Below are 18,103 nucleotides of genomic sequence, written 5' to 3'. Positions count from 1 at the left end.
AGATATGCGCTCAACACACGCCATCACTTGGATTTTGCCGTGCCCGCTATCGTCCCGACCCGTCTCCTGATCATCGGCGCTGGTCCCGCCGGTTACACCGCCGCCATCTACGCGGCCCGGGCGGGGCTCAAGCCCGTGCTGGTCGCGGGGATGCAGCCGGGCGGCCAGCTCACCATCACGACGGATGTCGAGAACTACCCGGGCTTCGCCAAGGGCATCATGGGCCCCGAGCTCATGGACCAGATGCGCGCCCAGGCCGAGCATGTCGGCACCGAGCTGAAATACGACATCGTGACCAGGGTCGACCTCTCGCGCCGCCCCTTCCGTGCGGAATGCGACAGCGGCGACGTCTATCTGGCCGATTCGGTCATCATCGCGACCGGCGCCCAGGCGCGCTGGCTCGGCATCCCGGGCGAGCAGGAGCTTTCCGGCTTCGGCGTCTCCGCCTGCGCGACCTGCGACGGCTTCTTCTTCCGCGGCAAGGACGTCGCCGTCATCGGCGGCGGGAATTCCGCGGTCGAGGAGGCGCTCTACCTCGCGAATCTGGCGAAGCACGTCACCCTCGTGCATCGCCGCGACACGCTGCGGGCGGAACGCATCCTCCAGCAGCGGCTCTTCGCCAGGGAGAACATCACGGTGCTCTGGGACATGGCGACCGAGGCGATGATCGGCACGGACGCCGGCCGCCCCGTCGCTCGGGCCCTGGCCTTGCGCCACACGAAGACCGGCGAGCGCCGCGAGCTGGCGGTGGACGGCATCTTCGTCGCGATCGGGCATGACCCCGCGACCAGCCTCTTCCGCGGCCAGCTCGACATGGACGAGGCGGGCTACCTGGTCGTGGAGCCCGGCGGCACGCGCACCAACATCGCGGGCGTCTTCGCCGCGGGCGATGTCGCCGACAGGATCTACCGCCAGGCGGTCACGGCCGCGGGCACGGGCTGCATGGCGGCCCTCGACGCAGAAAAATTCCTGGCCGAACAGGAACATGCCCAAGAGAAGGCCGCCGCCTGATGCCATTGGACTGGGACAAGCTCCGCGTCTTCCACGCGGTCGCCGAGGCGGGAAGCTTCACCCATGCGGGTGAGACGCTGGCCCTCTCGCAATCCGCCGTCTCGCGCCAGATCCAGGCGCTGGAGGAGGCGCTGTCGGTGCCGCTCTTCCACCGCCACGCCCGCGGCCTGATCCTGACGGAGGCCGGCGAGACGCTGAACCGCACGGTGCGCGAGGTCTTCGCGAAGCTCGCCATGACCGAGGCGCTGCTGACCGAGGGGCGCGAGCGACCAGCGGGCCGGCTCAAGGTCACGACCACGACGGGTTTCGGCGGCTCCTGGCTCTCGCCCCGGCTGCACAAGTTCCTGGAGAGCTACCCCGAGATCAACGTCTCCGTGGTCCTGGACGACGCCGACCTCGACCTCGCCATGCGCGAGGCGGACGTCGCCATCCGCATGCATCCGCCCCGCCAGCCGGACCTGATCCAGCGGCACATCGCCACCTTCGGCTGGCGGATCGTGGGCAGCCCGGACTACCTCAAGAAGCACGGCATCCCGCAGCGGCCGGAAGATCTGGACGCGCACCGCCTCATCATCTGGGGCGACTACCGGCCGCCGGTCGAAGAGATCAACTGGCTCGCCGAGGTGGGCCGCCGGCCCGGCCAGGGGCGGCGCGGCACAGTGGAGGTGAACAGCCTCACGGGCATGCTGCGGGCCGTACAGTCCGGCCTCGGGCTGGCCGCGATGCCCGATTACATGGGGCACGAGCTGGAAGGGCTGGTGGTCGTGCTGCCGGAGCTGAAGGCGCCGAAGATCAACGCCTATTTCGTCTACCCGGAGGAGATGCGGTCCTCGAAGCGGGTCTCGGTCTTCCGGGATTTCCTCGTCACCGAGCTGGCCTCGAATTCGCACTGATCAGTTTTGCCGAGAGAATGCTTCGGTGATTCCGCCATCGCGGATCGTTCTCTGCCGCATGCGTTTCGCGCAATGCTGATGCAAGCAAAGCTATCTTTCGCAGGGCAGCAAAACGCCTAAATTCAGGGGCATCGACGTTCTAGCGTCGATAGGGTCTCCCGATCCTGCGTCTTCCAGACGTGAAGTCTCCCTGTATGACTGCCCCGCCTGGCGAAAGCCTTGGCGGGGCTTCTTTTTGTCCGGGCAGGCAGACATTCCACAACCGGAACGTGTAGCGACCTTCATGCTCGCGGCGACCCCGTCGCCGGATTGAGGCTGGCGACGGAAGCGGTTTTCTGGATATCTCTTCGATGGCGTGCCTGAGGCATGCGACAATCCCGCCCGGCCTTCCTGTGGAGAGCCCGCGAATGACGTCGCAGCGGACGAGGACCGGCGACTTCTCCCGGATGGGCGGCGGGCTCAGCCTGAATCTCCGGTTCTGGGCGACGATCATTCTCGTCATGGCCTGCTCGCTTGCGCTCGGGACCGGCCTGATCCTGCGGTCGCGCCAGGATCTGGAGACCAGCCGCCAGAACCTGGCCAGCCTCGCAGCCTTCCGCCTGGCCCTGAACGTCGCCAACCGCGTGTCCGCCGAGCGCGGACCCTCCAACCGCGTGATGAGCGAGGAGCCCGACGCCGCCACCGCCTCCCGGGGGCTGCTGCGCGACGCCCGCACCGCGACGGACGCGGTCCTGGCCGAGGCCGCCGCGACCCCCGCGCTCGCCGGCGGCGTCCCTCCCATCCGGCGGGCGTTGGAGCGGGCACGCCAGGAGGTGGACAGGCTCGCCGCGGAGCCGGTCGCCGACACCACCACCGCCGAGGTCGCGGACGTGGTCGAGAGCCTCTTCTCGGTCTACGACCTCGCGCAGCCGCTCGTCGGGCTCGGCATGAACAGCCTCCTCGCCGCGCGGACCGATCTGCTGGGCCGGGCGCTGGTGATGCGCATGCTCAGCGAACTGCGGGAATATGCCGGCCGGATGGGCTCGAACCTCGTCATCCCGATGGTCCGCAGCGAGCCGATGGTCGAGGCCCGCCGCGCCGCCTTCGAGCGGGCGGAGGGACGGGCACGCGAGCTCTGGCTCCTCGTCGCGCAGCTGACCGCGACGAGCCGCGACCCCGCCGTCCTCCGCGCGCATGAGGCCGCGGCCACACGCTTCCTGGGCGAGGGCATGGCGCTCCTGCGGAAGACCTTCGAGGACGCCCGCACCGGCCGCTACGAGCTCACGCCCACCAAGTTCACCAGCGCGATCGTGCCGACCTTCCGTCCCCTCGAGAAGCTGCGGGACGCCTTCATCGAGGCGGCCATGGCCGAGCTGCGCGAGGACGCCGCCGTGGCGCAGCGGGAGCTGGCCGTGGTCGCGGCAATCACCGGCCTGGCGCTGCTGCTGGTTCTGCTGCTCCTGCTCGCCAGCCAGAACCTGCTGTTCCGGCCGCTGCTCCGGGCGCGCCGACGGGTCGTCGAGCTCGCCGACGACAAGCTCGATGCGGTCGCCGACCCGGCGCCTCCCCGGGGCGAGATGCGCGACCTCTACGAGGCGCTGGCCTCGCTTCGCATCAAGCTGATCGAGCGCAGGGCGCTGACCGAGCAGCTCCGGCGGCAGGCCGAAAGGGACGGGCTGACCGGCGTGTTCAACCGCCGCGCCCTGGAGCGGCTGGCGGAGGGCCTGACCGGCGCGGGCGACGGATCGCAGCCGATCAACCTCATCATGCTCGACATCGACCATTTCAAGCGTGTCAACGATACCTACGGCCACACCGCGGGCGACGAGGTGCTGAAGGAGACGGCGCGGCGGCTGGGGGCGACCCTGCGGGAGGAGGACATCCTTGCCCGCTTTGGCGGCGAGGAATTCGCCGTCATCCTGGGCGACCCGAGCAGCCACGCGCCCGAGATCGCGGAGCGGCTGCGTCGGGCCATGCAGGACACGCCCTTCGACCTCGGCTCCGGCCAGACGCTGAACGTCACCGCCAGCTTCGGCACAGCCCAGGGCGAGCTCCGCCCCGGAATCTGGCCGCACCTCGTCGCCGCCGCGGACGGCGCGCTCTACAAGGCCAAGGAGACGGGGCGGAACCGCGTCATGACGCAGGATCTGGCGTGAGGCCTGCGGCGAGCCGCGCTCAGACCAGCCGCGGCCGCGTCAGCTCCGGCACCACCAGCTTCTGGACCGCCACCTCGCCGGCCGCGGCCACACGCTCGGGGCCGATGGCCGCCAGCGGATCCTCGGCGTTGCGCCAGGCCTTATACTCGTCCTCGTAGGGGATCCCCATCGCCTCGGCGAGCAGATGGACCCAGTTCACCACGCGGATGCCGTGGTCCCGCTCCAGCCCGATCATCTCGCGATGGCAGGAGTGGAAGATGGTGATGAGCGTGTCCGCGCCCGTCTCGCGCATCGCGGCCAGGGTGGCGCGTTGGGCATCGGCCAGGGCGCCTGGAATCGGGGCGAGGCCGAAGCACATGTAGCTCGGCGCGCGGTAGGCATGGTCGGCGAAGCTGGCGCCGGGAATCATGCTCAGCAGTTCCGGGATGATCTCGTTCACCGGCACGCGGCCGTTGAAGCCCACATGGCGGTCGACGAAGAAGCGCGCCTTCACCGGATGCGCCAGCAGCGGCGCCAGCCGGTCGCGCCGCTCGTGGAGCGCCTCGCAAAGGTGCCGGCTGTCGAACTTCTGCTCGTTGGTCTGCCCCATGAAGTCGTCGAGATTCATGTGGCAGGAGGGGCACCAGGTGATGACCCGGGGCGCGCCGCTCTCGTTGAAGGTCTTCATGGTGCGGTTGCCCATGCCCTCGGCGATCTTCGGCGTGCTCTCCTTGGGGCTGCCGCAGCAGGCCGATGGCCCACCGACCGGCGCGGCCTCGACGCCGACGGCCTGGAGGATGCGCTCGCTCAGGCGGATGATCTCGCCGTGTCGCGTCATGTTGCAGCCGTACCAGAAGACGCTTTTCTGGGTCATAGCCAGTCCCTCTGCTCGTCCTCGGAGAAGGAAAGCCGCGCGAAGACCTTCACGCGCGACATCGTTTCCGCCGCGTCGCGCTTGGGCAGGGCGCCGGTCTCGTTGGCGCGCCATTTGGCGAGGCGCAGCATCAGCATCGGATTGACGGCCTCGGGGCAGGCCTCATTGCAGCTCGCGCTCCGCGTGCAGACGGCGATCCAGTTGCGGGAGGCGGCATCGCCCTGCCCGCCGGTCAGCACGTCGAGCACGCCGCGCACGACCTCGGACTTGTCCGCGCCCTTCGCATCAGGCGCGTAGGGCACCATCGGGCAGGCCTCGAAGCATGCGCCGCATTGCGAGCAGGCGGCGAGCATCCGTGCCGTCTCGCTCTCCCGCAGCCCGGCCAGATCGGCGTGTCGCGCTGTCACCAGTGGTTCACCCTGTCCCACACGCCGATCACCTCTCGACCGCCATCCACCACATGGTACTGCGTGTGGGCGGCGACGGTCATGCAGGTGTGGTTCGGCGCGACCCGCACCTTGTCGCCGATCCGGAAGGAGGCGTTGCCGGGGACCAGCACCTCGCCATGCTCCTGATAGGCGCGGCGCATGATGGCATCGCCGAAGCTCGGTTGGCCATCGATATCGAGCATCAGGCCGAAGCCGAAATCCTTGGGCGTGGCCTCGGTGCTGCGGTCCTTGCTCATGGCGAGGCCGCCGGCGTCCAGCAGGATCGTGCCGCGATCGGGCCGCTTGCCGATGACGCTGGCCAGCACGGTCACGGCGATATCCTGCAGCGGATGCGTGCCGATCTGGCCCTGGAAGAGGTCGCCGAACATGTAGACGCCGGCGCGGACCTCGGTGACGCCCTCCAGGCTCTTCGCGTAGAGCGCCGTGGGCGAGGAGCCCATGGAGGTGATCTTCACCTTCAGTCCGGCCTCGCGCATGGCCTGGGCGGTGTCGGCGACGGCCTTGCGCTCGGCCTCAGCGACCTCGGCCATCTGGGCCTCGCTGCGGCCGGCATAGGAGTGGCCGCCATGGGTGAAGGTGCCCAGCATCTTCTTGCCCAAGGCTTTCGCCACAGCCATGGCACCCTCGGGGACGATGCCGCCGCGATGCTCGCCGCTGTCCACCTCGACCAGCGCGGCGAGCAGGCCGGGATGCGCGGCGATCTTCTCCGCCATCTCCACGTCGTCGGTGATGATCTTGATGCGGGCGCCCTCGGCGTTCAGGGCTGCGACGCGCTCCAGCTTCTGCGGCGTGATGCCGACCGCATAGATCTGGTCGATCCAGCCGGCCTTCGCAAAATACTCGGCCTCCGCTAGCGTCGACACGGTGATCGGCCCGAAATCCGGCGCCGCCAGCTTCGCGACCTCGATGGACTTCGCTGTTTTCATGTGCGGGCGCAGCACCACGCCGGGGTGGCGCGCCAGCGCGTCCGTCATGAGCTTCAGGTTGCGCTTCAGCACGCCGAGGTCGAGCACCAGGGCCGGGGTTTGGATGTCGTCGAGAGTCATCGAGAGGTGTCCTGGTCGATCGGCAATACGGGCCGGGGCAGCTTTTTCCAGTCGAAGCGCGTGAGGATGGGCGAGGTCAGGCCGGGCGCATCCACCTCGACGATCTGCTCGTGCTTGAAGAACTCGTCGAAGCCGCCGCGGAAATGGCCACGCGACTTCACCACCACGGCGCGGGCCTTGCCCACGTCGATGCCGAGATGCTCGAGGAAGGCAGGGTCGGCGCATTGCGTACGTTGGCTGATAACGACGACGGAGATGCCGCCGATCTGGATCCAGGCCGTCTCACCGAGCTGCATGGCGGTGCCAGCGAAGATGCCGCGTCGTCCCGTGACCTTGCCGTCGGAGAGCGCCATCACCTTGGCCTCGGCGGCGAAGGGGCGGCGGAAGGGGTCCTGCTCGGCGGCGCGGTTGAAGCGGGCCTCGAAGGTCTTTCCGACGCCAAGCCCGTGCGCCTCGGCGGCCAGCGCCGGATCGTGGATCACGCCGAAGACGGCGCCCTGCACGCCGGCGCGATGGAAGGATTCCAGCAGCCACATCGTGTTGCCGCTTCCGCCGCCGCCGGGATTGTCGGCGACATCGGCGAAGGCGAGCGGGGTCGCGCTGGTCAGGGCGCGCTCGGTTGCCTCTTCCAGGCTGGTGAGGCGCGCCACGAAGCGATCGCGCCGCGCCCAGGCGGCGTCGGCCAGCTCGTCGGCGAGGCGGTCGGCGGCGCCCTGGTGGGTGGCCGTCACGATGGCCGTCATGCCGTTGAAGGGCGTGTCGCCATAGGCGAAGCCGGCCATGACGGAGACGTTGGCGATGCGCGGATCGGCGGCCCTGCCCTCCTGGCCGAGGTTGATGACCTCGGCATAGGGCCCCTGCGCCGTCAGCAGCGAGACCGTGGGCGCCACGATCGGCAGGCGGCGATGCGCGCGGAAGAACCGCTCGCCGGCCAGCAGGCGGCGCATGAGCTGCGCGCTTTCGGCACCGCGCTCGCGCATGTCCATGTGCGGGTTGGTGAGGTAGCCGACATAGGCGTCATTCAGCGCGACATTGACGTCGGAGACATTGGCGTGCAGGTCGTAGCTGCAGATGAAGGGGATCTCGCCCAGCTCGGCGCGGACGAGTGCCTGCACGGCACCCTCCGGATCGTCGAGCACCGTCGTCAGCCCGGCGCCGTGCATCACGCAGAAGACGCCATCCACCTGGCCGCGCAACAGCCGCAGCCCGGCCTGCCACTCGGCCATGAGCTTCTCGAAGAAGGCATGGTCCACCGGCCCGTTGGGCTCGGCCATGGCGAGCAGGATCGGATGCGGCACCCAGGGGCCGGCCGCGTCCATGTCGGTGACGAAGCCCGGCATCTCGCCGAGCGCCTGGGGCGAGGCGCTGCGCGCGTCGGTGACGACGGCCTCGCCGCGCAGCAGGCAGCGATAGGCGAAGTCGGCTTCCGTCGCGATCGGCGCGAAGCGGTTGCACTCGATGGAGAAGCCCAGCAGCGCGATGCGCGGGTTCTTCATATCGCGACCCCCAGCATCTCGGCGTAGCGCGGCGTGGACTTGATGCCGGTGCCGGTCAGCACCGCGACCGTCGTCTCGCGCGCCGCAATCTTGCCGGAGGCGATGAGCTTGGGCACGGCCGCCGCCGCCTGGGCCGAGGTCGGTTCCACATAGACGCCCTTCCTGGCGAGGCTCAGCGCGGCCGCGGCGATCTCCTCCTCGCTCAGCATCACCGCGCCGCCGCCGCTCTCGCGCATGGCCCGGAGGCATTCGGCCGTGCGCAGCGGCTTGGAGATGGCGGTGCCCTCGGCGATGGTGGGCTTAGCCTCGACGGGATCGAGCCCCAGCGCCGCCCGCGCGATGGGCGCGCAATTCGCCGGCTGGGCCGCGAAGATACGCGGAAGCTTCTTGATCTGTCCCGCCCGCAGGAGTTCCGAAAAACCGATGTAGGCGCCCAGCACGTTGGAGCCCGCGCCGCAGGGGACGATCACATTGTCCGGCGCAACGAACCCGAGATCCTCCCAGAGCTCATAGGCCAGCGTCTTGGTGCCCTGGAGGAAGAAGGCCTGCCAGTTATGGCTCGCGTAGAAGATGTTTTCCGCCTCGCGCTCGGCGGCATCCGCGCAATCCTGGCGCGAGCCGGGAACCAGCGTGATGGAAGCGCCGACCGCGCGGCTCTGCACCGTCTTGGCGGCGCTGGTGCTGGCGGGGACGAAGATCGTCGCCGCCATGCCGCCCGCCGCCGCATAGGCGGACACCGCCGCGCCGCCGTTGCCGGAGCTGTCCTCCAGCACGGCGGAAATCCCCTGCTCGCGCAGGAGGGACAGCATCACCGAGGCGCCGCGATCCTTGAAGCTGCCGGTCGGCATGAACCACTCGCATTTCAGCAGCGCGGTCGCCCCGCCGAGGTCATGCTCCACCAGCGGCGTGCAGCCCTCCCCCATGGTGATGGGCTGCGCCGGCAGGAAGGGCAGCGCGGCGGCGTAGCGCCAGATGCTGCGAATGCCGCCCGCGATGTCGTCCCGGCTGATTCCCGGCAGATCGCTCACCAGCAGTGGCGCGCCGTCATCACCGCACCAGCGTGGGATTTCAAGAGGATAGCTGCGCCCGGAGCGCGGATCGATGTAGGAAGCCATGCCGGCCAGGGTTGCGCGCGCGCCCGCTTCGGGCAAGCCTGCGCGACCATGGAAAATGACCTCGTTCGTCTCGCCGTCGATCTGGTGCGGATCGACAGCCGTAGCCCCCTCTCCAACATCCCCGTCGCCGACCGAATCGAAGCGGAGCTGGAAGGTTTCGAGATCGAGCGGCTCGACTACACGGACGGCGCCGGCGTGGCGAAGCGCTGCCTCGTCGCGCATCGTGGCGGGCCGGGCGGCCTGGCCCTCTCCGGCCACATGGACACGGTGCCCGATACCGGCTGGACCGAGGATCCCTGGAGCGGCCGCATCGCGGACGGCATCCTGCACGGGCTCGGCTCGGTGGACATGAAGGCCAATGTCGCCTCCTGCATCATGGCCGCCAAGGCCAGCCCGCGCGCCACGCTGCTCATCACCACCGACGAGGAGACGACCAAGCAGGGCGCCCGCACCATCGCCGAGCATTCGAAGCTGGCGAAGCGCGCCGGGCTGCGCGGCACCATCGTCGCCGAGCCGACCAGCCTCATCCCCGTCCGCGGCCATCGCGCGCATATCGCCTTCACCGCGACGGCCGAGGGTGTGCAGGCGCACTCCTCCACCGGCAAGGGGCTGAACGCCAATTGGGCGCTGATCCCCTTCCTGGTCGAGGTGAAGGCGATGTTCGAGCGGCTGCGCAACGACACCTCGCTGCAGGATCCGGCCTACGACCCGCCCTTCAGCGACTTCAACCTCGTCATCGACAACCACGGCACCGCCGTGAACGTGACGGCGGCGAAGGCCACGGCGCGCATCAAATTCCGCTACAGCCACCGCATCGACCCGACGCCCGTGGTGGCCGCCATGCGGGAATCCGCCAAGGCCAACGGCCTCACGCTGGAGGAGATGCGCGAGGGCCGCCCGCCCGAGCTGCCGGTGGACCATCCGCTGATCCAGCTGGCATCCCAGGTCACCGGCCAGCCGCCGCGCACCGCGCCCTACGGCACCGACGCCTCCGAACTCCAGGTCGTGGCGCCCTGCGTCGTGCTCGGCCCGGGCAGCATCGAATACGCCCATACGCCGCGCGAGCAGGTGGCGGTGGCGGAGCTTGCGCAGGCCGTCACGATCTTCCAAAGGATGCTGCAGGCCTGACCGACCGCTCGGTCGGCTCTCGGAGGAAACGAAATCAACATGGACTTCTCTTCGCTCGATCCGCTGATCAGCCCGCGCTCGATCGCGATCATCGGCGCCTCCGACGAGCCGACCCGCATCGGCGGCCGCCCCATCTCCTACATGACGCAGCGCGGATTTCGGGGGATCATTTACCCGGTCAATCCGAAGCGCCCGACGGTGCAGGGCATCCAGGCCTATCCGGACGTGGCGAGCCTGCCGGCGGTGCCGGATGTCGGCATCGTCGCCGTGCCGGGCGAGTCGGCGATCGAGGCCATCGACGCACTGGGGCAAAAGGGCTGCAAGGCCGCCATCGTCTTCACCGCCGGCTTCGCCGAGGTGGACGAGGCCGGCGCCGCCGCGCAGGACCGCCTGGTGGCCATGGCGAAGAAGCACGGCATGCGGCTGCTCGGGCCGAACTGCCTGGGCCTGTTCAACGATTCCATCGGCTTCTATCCGACCTTCACCGCCTCCTTCGACAGCGGCTGGCCCGTGGCGGGCGGGCGCATCGGCATCGCCAGCCAGTCCGGCGCCTACGGCACCCACCTCTTCTCGCTGGCGCGTGACAGGAACATCGGCGCGAACATCGTCGTCACCACGGGCAACGAGGGCGAGGTCGCGCTGGGCGACGTGCTGGGCTGGATGGCGCAGTCGCCCGAGATCGACGTGATCTGCGCCTATGCGGAGGGCATCCGCGAGAGCGAGAAATTCCTGGCCGCGCTTCAGCTGGCGCGCGCGAACAGAAAACCCATCGTGATGATGAAGGTGGGCCGGAGCGAGCTCGGCGGCGCCGCCGCCCAGTCGCACACCGCCTCGATCGCCGGCGACGACGCCATCACGGATGCCGTGCTGCAGGAATTCGGCGTGGTCCGCGCACGCAACACGGAGGAGCTGCTGGACATCGCCTATGCCGCGACCAAGCGCATCTATCCCGCGAACAACACGCTGGGCGTGATGACGGTCTCCGGCGGCGCCGGCGTGCTTATCTCGGATGCGGCGGATGCGGTGGGCTTCCCGATGCCCGCCATGCCCCAGGCCGCGCAGGACCGCCTGCGCAGCCTCATCTCCTTCTGCGCGCCGCGGAACCCGGTGGACTGTACCGCCCAGGCCATCAACCAGATCGAGATGGTCGGCGAGTTCACGCGCAGCATGGCGGTGGATGGCGGCTACAGATCCTGCCTGATCTTCTTCTCGCAGGTGGGCGGCTCGCGCACCGTGGCGCCGAAGATCCGCGCGCAGCTCAAGGCCGTGATGGACGAGCATCCGGACCGGCTCTGGGCGCTCTCCATCATCGCGCCGCCGGACATGGTGCGCGAATGGGAGGCGGACGGCTTCCTCGTCTTCGAGGATCCGACCCGAGCGGTGAACGCGCTGCATGCGCTGGGCCGCTTCGGCGACGCCTTCGCGAAGGCGGAGACGGTGGCCGGGCTGCTGCCGAAGGTCACGCTGCCCACGCACACGCCCTCGGAGGCCGAGAGCAAGCGCATCCTCTCCGCCGCCGGCGTGCCCGCGGTGCCGGAGCGCGCCTGCGCCGATGTGGACGCCGCGCTGGCCGCCGCGAAGGAGTTCGGCTTCCCGGTCGTGCTGAAGATCCTGAGCCCGGACATCCTGCACAAGAGTGAGATCGGCGGCGTGCTGCTCGACATCGAGAGCGAGGCCGCCATCCGCGAGGGCTATGCGACGCTGATGGAGCGCGCCGCCAGGCGCGCGCCCAGCGCGCGGCTGGAGGGCGTGCTGGTCGCCAAGCAGATCAAGGGCGCGGTGGAGATGGCGCTGGGCATGGTGCGCGACCCCGTCTTCGGGCCGGTCGCCATGGTCGGGCTGGGCGGCATCTTCATCGAGGTGCTGAAGGACGTGACTTTTCGGCGCTGCCCCTTCGATGCCGACGAGGCCGAGGCGATGATCCGGGGCCTGAAGGGCTTTCCGCTGCTCGACGGGATCAGGGGCCGGAAGAAGGCCGACGTGAAAGCGCTGGCGCAGGCCCTGGCGAACCTCTCCACCTTCGCCGCGGCGGCGGGCCCGCAGCTCGCCTCCATCGACATCAACCCGCTGCTGGTGCTGCCCGAGGGCGAAGGCGCCTATGCCGCCGACGCCGTGCTGGAGATTTCGCAGGTGGAGGCCGCCAAGTGATCGTCGAGGAGAAGCTTCTCGCCTATCCAATCCCGGAGATCCGCACGACGATCCGCTGGCAGGACGTGGCGCTGTACAACCTGTCCGTCGGCCTGGGTCAGGACCCGCTGGACCTGCGCCAGCTTCCCTTCACCTACGAGCCGAACCTGCGCGCCATGCCCTCCATGGCCGTGGTGCTGGGCTATCCCGGCTTCTGGGTAAAGGATCCGGCCACCGGCGTGGACTGGGTGAAGGTGGTGCATGGCGAGCAATCGCTGGTCCTGCACAAGCCCCTGCCCGCCTCCGGCGAGATTGTCGGCACGACCAAGGTCACCGGCATCGTGGACCGCGGCCCCGGCAAGGGCGCGATGATCTATTCCGAGCGCGTCGTGGTGGACGCGGTGACGGGCGAGAAGCTGGCCACGCTGGAGCAGACCACCTTCGCCCGCGGCGACGGCGGCTTCGGCGGCCAGCCAGGCCCGGTGAAGGCGCCGCATCCGGAGGCGACCGGCACGCCGGACATCACGCTCGACCTGCCGACGCGCCCGGAGCAGGCGGCCTATTACCGCCTCAACGGCGACCATAATCCGCTGCATATCGATCCTGGCGTAGCGAGCGCCGCCGGGTTCAAGGCGCCCATCCTGCACGGGCTCTGCACCTTCGGCGTGGTGTGCCACGCGCTCATGCGCGAGCTCTGCGACTACGATCCGGCGCGCTTCGGACGGATGGATCTGCGCTTCTCCTCGCCGGTCTATCCGGGCGAGACCATCCGCACGGAGATCTGGCGCGAGGCGGGGGGCGCGTCCTTCCGGGCGCGCGTCGTGGAGCGCGATGTGGTCGTGGTGAGCAACGGTCTGTTCAGGCTCGCTTAGCCAGCTGCCGGTTCTCCAGCTTCGAGAGCAGCCGCACGACCGGCCAGAGCAGGATGAAGTAAGCCACCGCGGCCGCCATGATCGGCGTCGCGTTGAAGGTCACGCTCTGTGCCTGGCGGGCCTGGAAGAGCAGCTCGGGCAGCGCCACCACGGCGGCGATGGAGGTCAGCTTCACCACCTCCAGCGTGTTGGAGATCAGGTCCGGCAGCACGTTGCGGAAGGCCTGCGGCAGCACCACCAGCCGCATCCCCTGCGCGCGGGAGAGGCCGAGCGAGCGCGCCGCTTCCATCTGCCCGGCCGGCACGCTCTCGATGCCGGCACGCATGATCTCGCCGTAATAGGCGCCGGTGTTGAGGAAGAAGCCGATCGCGACGGCGGTGAAGGCCGAGACCTCGAAGCCCGCGAAGGGCAGGCCGGCATAGATGAAGATCAGGAGCACCAGCGGCGGCAGCGCCCGGAAGATATCCACCCAGGCCGTCAGCGGCCAGCGGATCCACCGGGTCCGGGCCGTCGAGAGCAAGGCCAGGATCAGCCCGCCAAGGATGCCGAGCGGCACGACCAGCGCCGAGAGCAGCAGCGTCTGGAGCAGGCCGTCGAGCAGGATGGGCCAGGCTTCGGCCAGGATACCGAAGTTGAAGAAGGCCTCGATGAAATCGTCCATGGCGTCAGCGCTTCCACGCGAAGCGCGTCTCGACCCAGCGGCCGAGGATCACCACGGGCAGGAAGAGGATCAGGTAGGCCACGGCGCCCAGGGTCAGCGGCGTCGGGTTGAAGGAGAAGGAGACGCCGGCCTGCGCGGCGCCGAGGATGTCGGGCACCGCCACCACCGAGGCCAACGCCGTGCCCTTGGTGATGGCGATGGTGCGGTTCACCAGTGGCGGGATCACCATGCGGACGGCCTGGGGCAAGATGATCAGCCCGAAGGTGACGAGATAGGGCAGGCCCAGGCTGCGCGAGGCCTCCCATTGCCCCGGCGGCACGGCGGTGATGCCGGCCCAGAAGATCTCCTCGGCGAAGGCCATCAGCACCAGCGAGAGTGCCAGCCAGGCCGCGACGAAGCCGGACATGTTGATGCCAGCGGCCGGCAGCCCGAAGAAGAGCAGCACGATGATGACCAGCGGCGGCAGCGCCCGGAACAGGTCCACCGTGAAGATGATGAGCCAGTTCAGCGGCCGGATGCCCATCGCGCGGACGACCGCCAGGATCAGCCCGACCGCGATGCCTGTCACGATGATGCAGCCCGCGAGCAGGATGGTCAGCCATAACCCGTCCAGAATCTTCGGCGCGTACTCCCAGCCCACGCGCGCATTGAAGAAGCTGTCGGTGAACCTGTCCCAATTGCTCATAGGAATGAGGGTCCAGGGAACGAGTTCCCTGGCGGGGAGCGCGAGGGGCAGAGCCCCTCGCAGCCCGTCACCCGCAAGTCGGATTCTGCGGCGTGGGATCGTAGCCCGGCAGGTCCGGCGGCCCGTAGCCCGGGAATTCCATCACCTCCGCCTGATCCGGTCCCGGCCGGCTGCCGAACCATTTCTCGCTCAGCCGCGCGACGGTGCCGTCGCGCTTCATGCAGGTCAGCACGTCCTCGACCTGGTTGCGCATCGCGCCGGAGTCCAGCCGGAAGGGCGTGCCCCAGTGGAAGCGCGTGCCCGGCAGCACGTAGTCGGCGATGTATTGCGGCGTGCGGCTCGCGCTGTAGCGGATCACGGTGTTGCCGGAGAGGTTGGCATAGGCCCGGCCCTGGATGACGGCCTGCACCGCGTCGGGCTGCGTGTCGAAAGCCATGAGCGTCAGGTTCAGGCGCTCGGCATTGTTGCGCACCCAGGATTCGTAGGGCGTGCCCTTGTTCACGCTGATGGTCTTGCCGCGCAGATCCTCCTCCGAGCGGATGGGCGGCGTGCCGCGGCGGATGCCGAATTGCAGCTCGGTCCAGAGGTAGCCCTCGGTGAAGAGCAGGCTCTGGGCGCGCTCGGGCGTCACCGTGGTGGGGGCGCAGAGGAAGTCGTAGCGGCCGGCATTGAGCGCGGGGATGAGGCCGGAGAAGCTGGCGCTGTCGATCACGATCTCGCGGCCCATGCGGCGCGCCACCTCGCGGAAGAGGTCGATCTGGAAGCCCTGCACGCCGCCCTGCAGCGAGGGGAACGCGTGTGGGGCGAAGGTGCCGTCCACCGCGCAACGCAGCGGCGGCTGGGTCTGCGCAAGGGCAGGCACGGAAGCCACGGCCGCAAGGACTGCGGCGAGGAGGAGGCGTCGCATGAGGCGGATCTTCCCTGGAACTCGACGCAACAAGCTTCCATGGCTTCGCGGCGGGACGCAACTTGCCTGCGCTGCGGGCAGCACTGCCTTGAAAATGCCCTGCTTCTTCCGTCTTGCCGCCCGGACGCTCCGACAAAAGGAGGCTCAGGAGATCACCACCATGCAGCGCTTCGGTTTCAGCCTTGTCCTCTTCGGCCTCGCCCTGATTTTGGGCGTCGTGGGCATCCTGCTGACCGACGGCATGGCGCCCGGCCGAGTCGCGCCGGGCTTCGCCGCCATCGCGGCGGCGGCGGGCGGCGTACTCATCGTCCTCGGCCTGCAGTTCCTGGAGCGCGGCCGGACGGACATCCACCGGCTCGGCTGAGGCCTGAGCCCGCCTGGGAATTCCGGCGCGTCGGCTCCGCGGGTCTCTTCCGCGCCCGGCGCGTTACCGGACTTGTCGATGCCACCAGCATCGACGGCGTCCGGCGCGTTCCGGGCACGAAAAATCCCTCGCGGATCCTCCGCCGCCGGAATTCCCAGGCGGGCTCACCTTTTCTCGGGATAGAGTTCCAGCAACGCCTGCTCGGTCGCCGCGCAGCGGCCGCGCTCGGTGATGAGGCCGGTCACCAACCGCGCCGGCGTCACGTCGAAGGCCGGGTTCGCGGCCGGGCTGCCGGCAGAGACCACGCGCACCGTCTCGATCCGGCCATCGGCGGTGCGGCCGGTCATGTCCGTCACCTCGGCGCCGCTGCGCTCCTCGATGGGGATTTCCGCGACGCCGTCGCGCACGCGCATGTCGAGCGTGGAATGCGGCAGCGCGACCCAGAAGGGCACGCCGTTGTCCCTGGCGGCCAGCGCCTTGAGGTAGGTGCCGATCTTGTTGGCCACGTCGCCGGTGCGCGTCACGCGGTCGGTGCCAACGATGACGATGTCGACCTCGCCGTGCTGCATGTAGTGGCCGCCGGCATTGTCGGCGATCACCGTGTGCTTCACGCCATGCGCGCCGAGCTCGAAGGCCGTCAGCGCCGCGCCCTGGTTGCGCGGGCGCGTCTCGTCCACCCAGACCTTCACGTCGATGCCGGCGTCATGCGCCTGGTAGATGGGCGAGAGCGCCGTGCCCCAGTCCACCGTCGCAAGCCAGCCGGCGTTGCAATGGGTGAGCACGTTCACCCGCCCCTTCTTCTCGGCGATCGCGCTGAGCAGGGGCAGGCCGTTCTCGCCGATGCGGCGGCAGGTCTCGGCGTCGTCGTCGGCGATGCGGGCGGCCTCGGCATAGGCCTCGGCGGCGCGGGCTTCCAGCGGCAGGTTGTGCAGCTTGGCCCGCTGGCGATCGAGCGCCCAGCGCAGGTTGATCGCGGTCGGGCGCGTCTCGTTCAGCGCCTCCAGGATCTCGTCGAGCTTCGCGGGATCCTCGCGCATGGCCAGCGCCCCGCCATAGGCCGCGACGGCGCCGATCAGCGGCGCGCCGCGCACCTGCATGGAGCGGATGGCGTGGGCGGCCTGCTCCCAGCCGGTGAGGCGGATCACCTCGACCTGCCAGGGCAGCTTCGTCTGGTCAAAGATATTCACCGACCAGCCGTCGGTATCCAGCCAGACGCTGCGGTAGGAGACGCCGTCGATCTTCATATTTTCATGCCCTCAAACGCCGGGCGCGCGCTCCGCGCGCTTGGCTTCGCCGCGCCACGCGTGTGCCCGGCTGGGAAGTGGAGTGGGCGGCGCCGGCCGCCCCGTAGCTGGCGCGTTCGCCAGCGAAGGCGAACACGACCGTGGCCGGATACTGCGTTGAGGCGCCGCCCAGGGAAAGGTCTGTCACCAAAGCTTAAACCCTCTGGTGCAGCGCCGCGATCAGGGTGAAGAGGCGCCGCGCCGTCTCGAAATCCACGGCGATCCGGCCTTCGAGCCGCATCGTCAGCAGCTCCGCCGCCTCGTTGTGCAGTCCGCGCCGGCCCATGTCGATGGCCTGGACCCGGGCGTCCATCGCACCCGACATCACGGCCTCCTCATGGTTCGCGACCAGCATCAGATAGTCCTTGATGAGCCGGCGGAAGGGCCCGAGCACCAGGATGATGGCGCGCAGCGGCCGATCTTCGGCATCGCGGATGTCGAGAATGAGGCGCCCCTCGCGCACCATGAGGTGCAGCACGAAGGGGCCGGCGCCCAGCCCCACGGGATCGAAGCTGTTGCCGCGCAGCAGGTCGTCGATGGCCTGGCGCCGGTCGGCCTCGGCATAAGCGGAAGGCGGAGGCGGGGCGTCCGGCAGCTCGATCCGGACCAGCCGGCGCTCGCCCACGGCCTCAGCTTTCGGGCTGGGTGAAACCGAAGCGGCTCATCAGCCCGACCGTGGCGCCCTTGACGGGGCGCAGCAGCAGGGTCGTGGCGATGGCGAAGAGCGGCACCCAGACCACCATCTGGATCCAGATCGGCGGCGAGAAATGCCGCTCGATCATGAGGACCGGCGGGATGAAGAGGTGGCCCACGATGAAGATGGTGAAGTAGGGCGGCGCATCGTCCGCACGGAGCGTGCCGAGGGGCGCGCCGCAGTTCTCGCACTCGTCCACGACGCGGAGGAAGCCCTTGAACACCTTGCCCTCGCCGCAGATGGGGCAGCGGTTGCGGATCCCGCGCCAGAGCGCCGTCTTCAGCGGCGGCGCGGCATACAGGGGCTCGGGAACCCGGCGGGCCGGTTCCCAGGAGGTGGGGGCGATATCGGGCATGGTGCACCGCACTAATGCTGTTGCGGCCC

Annotated in this window: 18 protein-coding genes; 7 read left to right on the top strand and 11 right to left on the bottom strand. The window is 69.3% G+C overall.

Annotation, left to right across the window (positions count from 1 at the left end; all coding sequences use genetic code 11):
* The first annotated feature begins 39 nt into the window (after positions 1–39).
* The 3 genes from trxB to AC1ROY_RS24415 all read left to right on the top strand — a co-directional run bounded on the left by trxB (position 40) and on the right by AC1ROY_RS24415 (position 4,039).
* Positions 40–1,011 carry a thioredoxin-disulfide reductase gene (trxB, locus tag AC1ROY_RS24425; protein ID WP_493151512.1) on the top strand — a complete coding sequence of 324 codons (972 nt, stop codon included), beginning with the start codon at positions 40–42 and terminating at the stop codon, positions 1,009–1,011.
* Positions 1,011–1,904 carry a LysR family transcriptional regulator gene (locus AC1ROY_RS24420; RefSeq protein WP_493151511.1) on the top strand — a complete coding sequence of 298 codons (894 nt, stop codon included), beginning with the start codon at positions 1,011–1,013 and terminating at the stop codon, positions 1,902–1,904. The genes trxB and AC1ROY_RS24420 overlap by 1 nt, the downstream gene beginning before the upstream one ends.
* Positions 1,905–2,311: 407 nt before the next feature.
* A complete protein-coding gene (locus AC1ROY_RS24415) occupies positions 2,312–4,039 on the top strand; it encodes a GGDEF domain-containing protein (protein WP_493151510.1) in 1,728 nt (575 codons plus the stop codon).
* A 19-nt stretch (positions 4,040–4,058) separates the two neighbouring features.
* Here the strand turns inward: AC1ROY_RS24415 and AC1ROY_RS24410 are convergent, their stop codons facing one another.
* Genes AC1ROY_RS24410 through AC1ROY_RS24390 form a run of 5 tightly spaced genes read right to left on the bottom strand, consistent with a single transcriptional unit; the run spans position 4,059 to position 8,911 of the window.
* Positions 4,059–4,892 carry a heterodisulfide reductase-related iron-sulfur binding cluster gene (locus AC1ROY_RS24410; protein WP_493151509.1) on the bottom strand — a complete coding sequence of 278 codons (834 nt, stop codon included), beginning with the start codon at positions 4,890–4,892 and terminating at the stop codon, positions 4,059–4,061.
* Positions 4,889–5,299 (bottom strand): 4Fe-4S dicluster domain-containing protein, encoded by a 411-nt coding sequence (locus AC1ROY_RS24405; protein ID WP_493151508.1) that lies wholly within the window; start codon positions 5,297–5,299, stop codon positions 4,889–4,891. Before AC1ROY_RS24405 ends, AC1ROY_RS24410 begins: the two co-directional genes overlap by 4 nt.
* The gene (locus AC1ROY_RS24400; protein WP_493151507.1) at positions 5,296–6,387 is read right to left on the bottom strand and encodes an alanine racemase; all 1,092 of its coding nucleotides are present in this window, start codon (positions 6,385–6,387) and stop codon (positions 5,296–5,298) included. The genes AC1ROY_RS24405 and AC1ROY_RS24400 overlap by 4 nt, the downstream gene beginning before the upstream one ends.
* Positions 6,384–7,883: a M81 family metallopeptidase gene (locus AC1ROY_RS24395; RefSeq protein WP_493151506.1), complete on the bottom strand. Its 1,500-nt coding sequence runs from the start codon at positions 7,881–7,883 to the stop codon at positions 6,384–6,386. The genes AC1ROY_RS24400 and AC1ROY_RS24395 overlap by 4 nt, the downstream gene beginning before the upstream one ends.
* Positions 7,880–8,911, bottom strand: coding sequence for a pyridoxal-phosphate dependent enzyme (locus tag AC1ROY_RS24390; protein WP_493151505.1), 1,032 nt, complete (start codon positions 8,909–8,911; stop codon positions 7,880–7,882). Before AC1ROY_RS24390 ends, AC1ROY_RS24395 begins: the two co-directional genes overlap by 4 nt.
* A 135-nt stretch (positions 8,912–9,046) precedes the next feature.
* On the opposite strand from AC1ROY_RS24390, the gene AC1ROY_RS24385 reads away from it, so the two are divergent.
* From AC1ROY_RS24385 to AC1ROY_RS24375, 3 genes are read left to right on the top strand one after another with little or no spacing between them, the layout of a single operon-like run.
* Complete coding sequence (locus AC1ROY_RS24385) at positions 9,047–10,126, top strand: M20 family metallopeptidase (protein WP_493151504.1); 1,080 nt, start codon at positions 9,047–9,049, stop codon at positions 10,124–10,126.
* Between the two features lie 39 nt (positions 10,127–10,165).
* Positions 10,166–12,274 carry an acetate--CoA ligase family protein gene (locus AC1ROY_RS24380; protein ID WP_493151503.1) on the top strand — a complete coding sequence of 703 codons (2,109 nt, stop codon included), beginning with the start codon at positions 10,166–10,168 and terminating at the stop codon, positions 12,272–12,274.
* Positions 12,271–13,125: a MaoC family dehydratase gene (locus tag AC1ROY_RS24375; protein WP_493151502.1), complete on the top strand. Its 855-nt coding sequence runs from the start codon at positions 12,271–12,273 to the stop codon at positions 13,123–13,125. The genes AC1ROY_RS24380 and AC1ROY_RS24375 overlap by 4 nt, the downstream gene beginning before the upstream one ends.
* Here AC1ROY_RS24375 and AC1ROY_RS24370 read toward each other — a convergent pair.
* The 3 genes from AC1ROY_RS24370 to AC1ROY_RS24360 all read right to left on the bottom strand — a co-directional run bounded on the left by AC1ROY_RS24370 (position 13,112) and on the right by AC1ROY_RS24360 (position 15,378).
* On the bottom strand, positions 13,112–13,786 hold the full coding sequence (locus AC1ROY_RS24370; RefSeq protein ID WP_493151501.1) for an amino acid ABC transporter permease: 675 nt from the start codon (positions 13,784–13,786) through the stop codon (positions 13,112–13,114). The two genes, AC1ROY_RS24375 and AC1ROY_RS24370, sit on opposite strands and share 14 nt — an antisense overlap.
* A 4-nt stretch (positions 13,787–13,790) precedes the next feature.
* Entirely contained in the window at positions 13,791–14,471 is a 681-nt protein-coding gene (locus AC1ROY_RS24365; protein ID WP_493151500.1) for an amino acid ABC transporter permease, read from the bottom strand.
* A gap of 67 nt (positions 14,472–14,538) precedes the next feature.
* Positions 14,539–15,378, bottom strand: a complete 840-nt coding sequence (locus AC1ROY_RS24360; protein WP_493151499.1) for a transporter substrate-binding domain-containing protein — start codon at positions 15,376–15,378, stop codon at positions 14,539–14,541.
* On the opposite strand from AC1ROY_RS24360, the gene AC1ROY_RS24355 reads away from it, so the two are divergent.
* A complete protein-coding gene (locus tag AC1ROY_RS24355) occupies positions 15,377–15,742 on the top strand; it encodes a hypothetical protein (protein ID WP_493151498.1) in 366 nt (121 codons plus the stop codon). The two genes, AC1ROY_RS24360 and AC1ROY_RS24355, sit on opposite strands and share 2 nt — an antisense overlap.
* A gap of 164 nt (positions 15,743–15,906) precedes the next feature.
* Here AC1ROY_RS24355 and mtnA read toward each other — a convergent pair whose 3' ends face one another.
* From mtnA to AC1ROY_RS24340, 3 genes are all read right to left on the bottom strand, one after another.
* Positions 15,907–16,986: an S-methyl-5-thioribose-1-phosphate isomerase gene (gene mtnA / locus AC1ROY_RS24350; RefSeq protein ID WP_493151497.1), complete on the bottom strand. Its 1,080-nt coding sequence runs from the start codon at positions 16,984–16,986 to the stop codon at positions 15,907–15,909.
* Positions 16,987–17,179: 193 nt separating this feature from the next.
* On the bottom strand, positions 17,180–17,650 hold the full coding sequence (locus AC1ROY_RS24345) for a UPF0262 family protein (RefSeq protein ID WP_493151496.1): 471 nt from the start codon (positions 17,648–17,650) through the stop codon (positions 17,180–17,182).
* 4 nt (positions 17,651–17,654) lie between these two features.
* Positions 17,655–18,074, bottom strand: a complete 420-nt coding sequence (locus AC1ROY_RS24340) for a DUF983 domain-containing protein (RefSeq protein ID WP_493151495.1) — start codon at positions 18,072–18,074, stop codon at positions 17,655–17,657.
* Between the last annotated feature and the right edge of the window lie 29 nt (positions 18,075–18,103).

Source organism: Roseococcus sp. GW821-FHT12F05, from assembly GCF_058806835.1.
The sequence above is the reverse complement of the archived record's forward strand: the minus strand, read 5'-3'. Positions and strand labels throughout refer to the sequence as shown.

Excerpts from the sequence above, each read along its gene's own strand:
- AC1ROY_RS24380 (WP_493151503.1), top strand. The coding sequence starts at position 10,166 with ATGGACTTCTCTTCGCTCGATCCGCTGATCAGCCCGCGCTCGATCGCG.
- AC1ROY_RS24385 (WP_493151504.1), top strand. The coding sequence starts at position 9,047 with ATGGAAAATGACCTCGTTCGTCTCGCCGTCGATCTGGTGCGGATCGAC.
- AC1ROY_RS24410 (WP_493151509.1), bottom strand. The coding sequence starts at position 4,892 with ATGACCCAGAAAAGCGTCTTCTGGTACGGCTGCAACATGACGCGACAC.
- mtnA (WP_493151497.1), bottom strand. The coding sequence starts at position 16,986 with ATGAAGATCGACGGCGTCTCCTACCGCAGCGTCTGGCTGGATACCGAC.
- AC1ROY_RS24395 (WP_493151506.1), bottom strand. The coding sequence starts at position 7,883 with ATGAAGAACCCGCGCATCGCGCTGCTGGGCTTCTCCATCGAGTGCAAC.
- AC1ROY_RS24360 (WP_493151499.1), bottom strand. The coding sequence starts at position 15,378 with ATGCGACGCCTCCTCCTCGCCGCAGTCCTTGCGGCCGTGGCTTCCGTG.
- AC1ROY_RS24400 (WP_493151507.1), bottom strand. The coding sequence starts at position 6,387 with ATGACTCTCGACGACATCCAAACCCCGGCCCTGGTGCTCGACCTCGGC.
- AC1ROY_RS24370 (WP_493151501.1), bottom strand. The coding sequence starts at position 13,786 with ATGGACGATTTCATCGAGGCCTTCTTCAACTTCGGTATCCTGGCCGAA.
- AC1ROY_RS24355 (WP_493151498.1), top strand. The coding sequence starts at position 15,377 with ATGAGGCGGATCTTCCCTGGAACTCGACGCAACAAGCTTCCATGGCTT.
- AC1ROY_RS24415 (WP_493151510.1), top strand. The coding sequence starts at position 2,312 with ATGACGTCGCAGCGGACGAGGACCGGCGACTTCTCCCGGATGGGCGGC.
- AC1ROY_RS24365 (WP_493151500.1), bottom strand. The coding sequence starts at position 14,471 with ATGAGCAATTGGGACAGGTTCACCGACAGCTTCTTCAATGCGCGCGTG.
- AC1ROY_RS24420 (WP_493151511.1), top strand. The coding sequence starts at position 1,011 with ATGCCATTGGACTGGGACAAGCTCCGCGTCTTCCACGCGGTCGCCGAG.
- AC1ROY_RS24340 (WP_493151495.1), bottom strand. The coding sequence starts at position 18,074 with ATGCCCGATATCGCCCCCACCTCCTGGGAACCGGCCCGCCGGGTTCCC.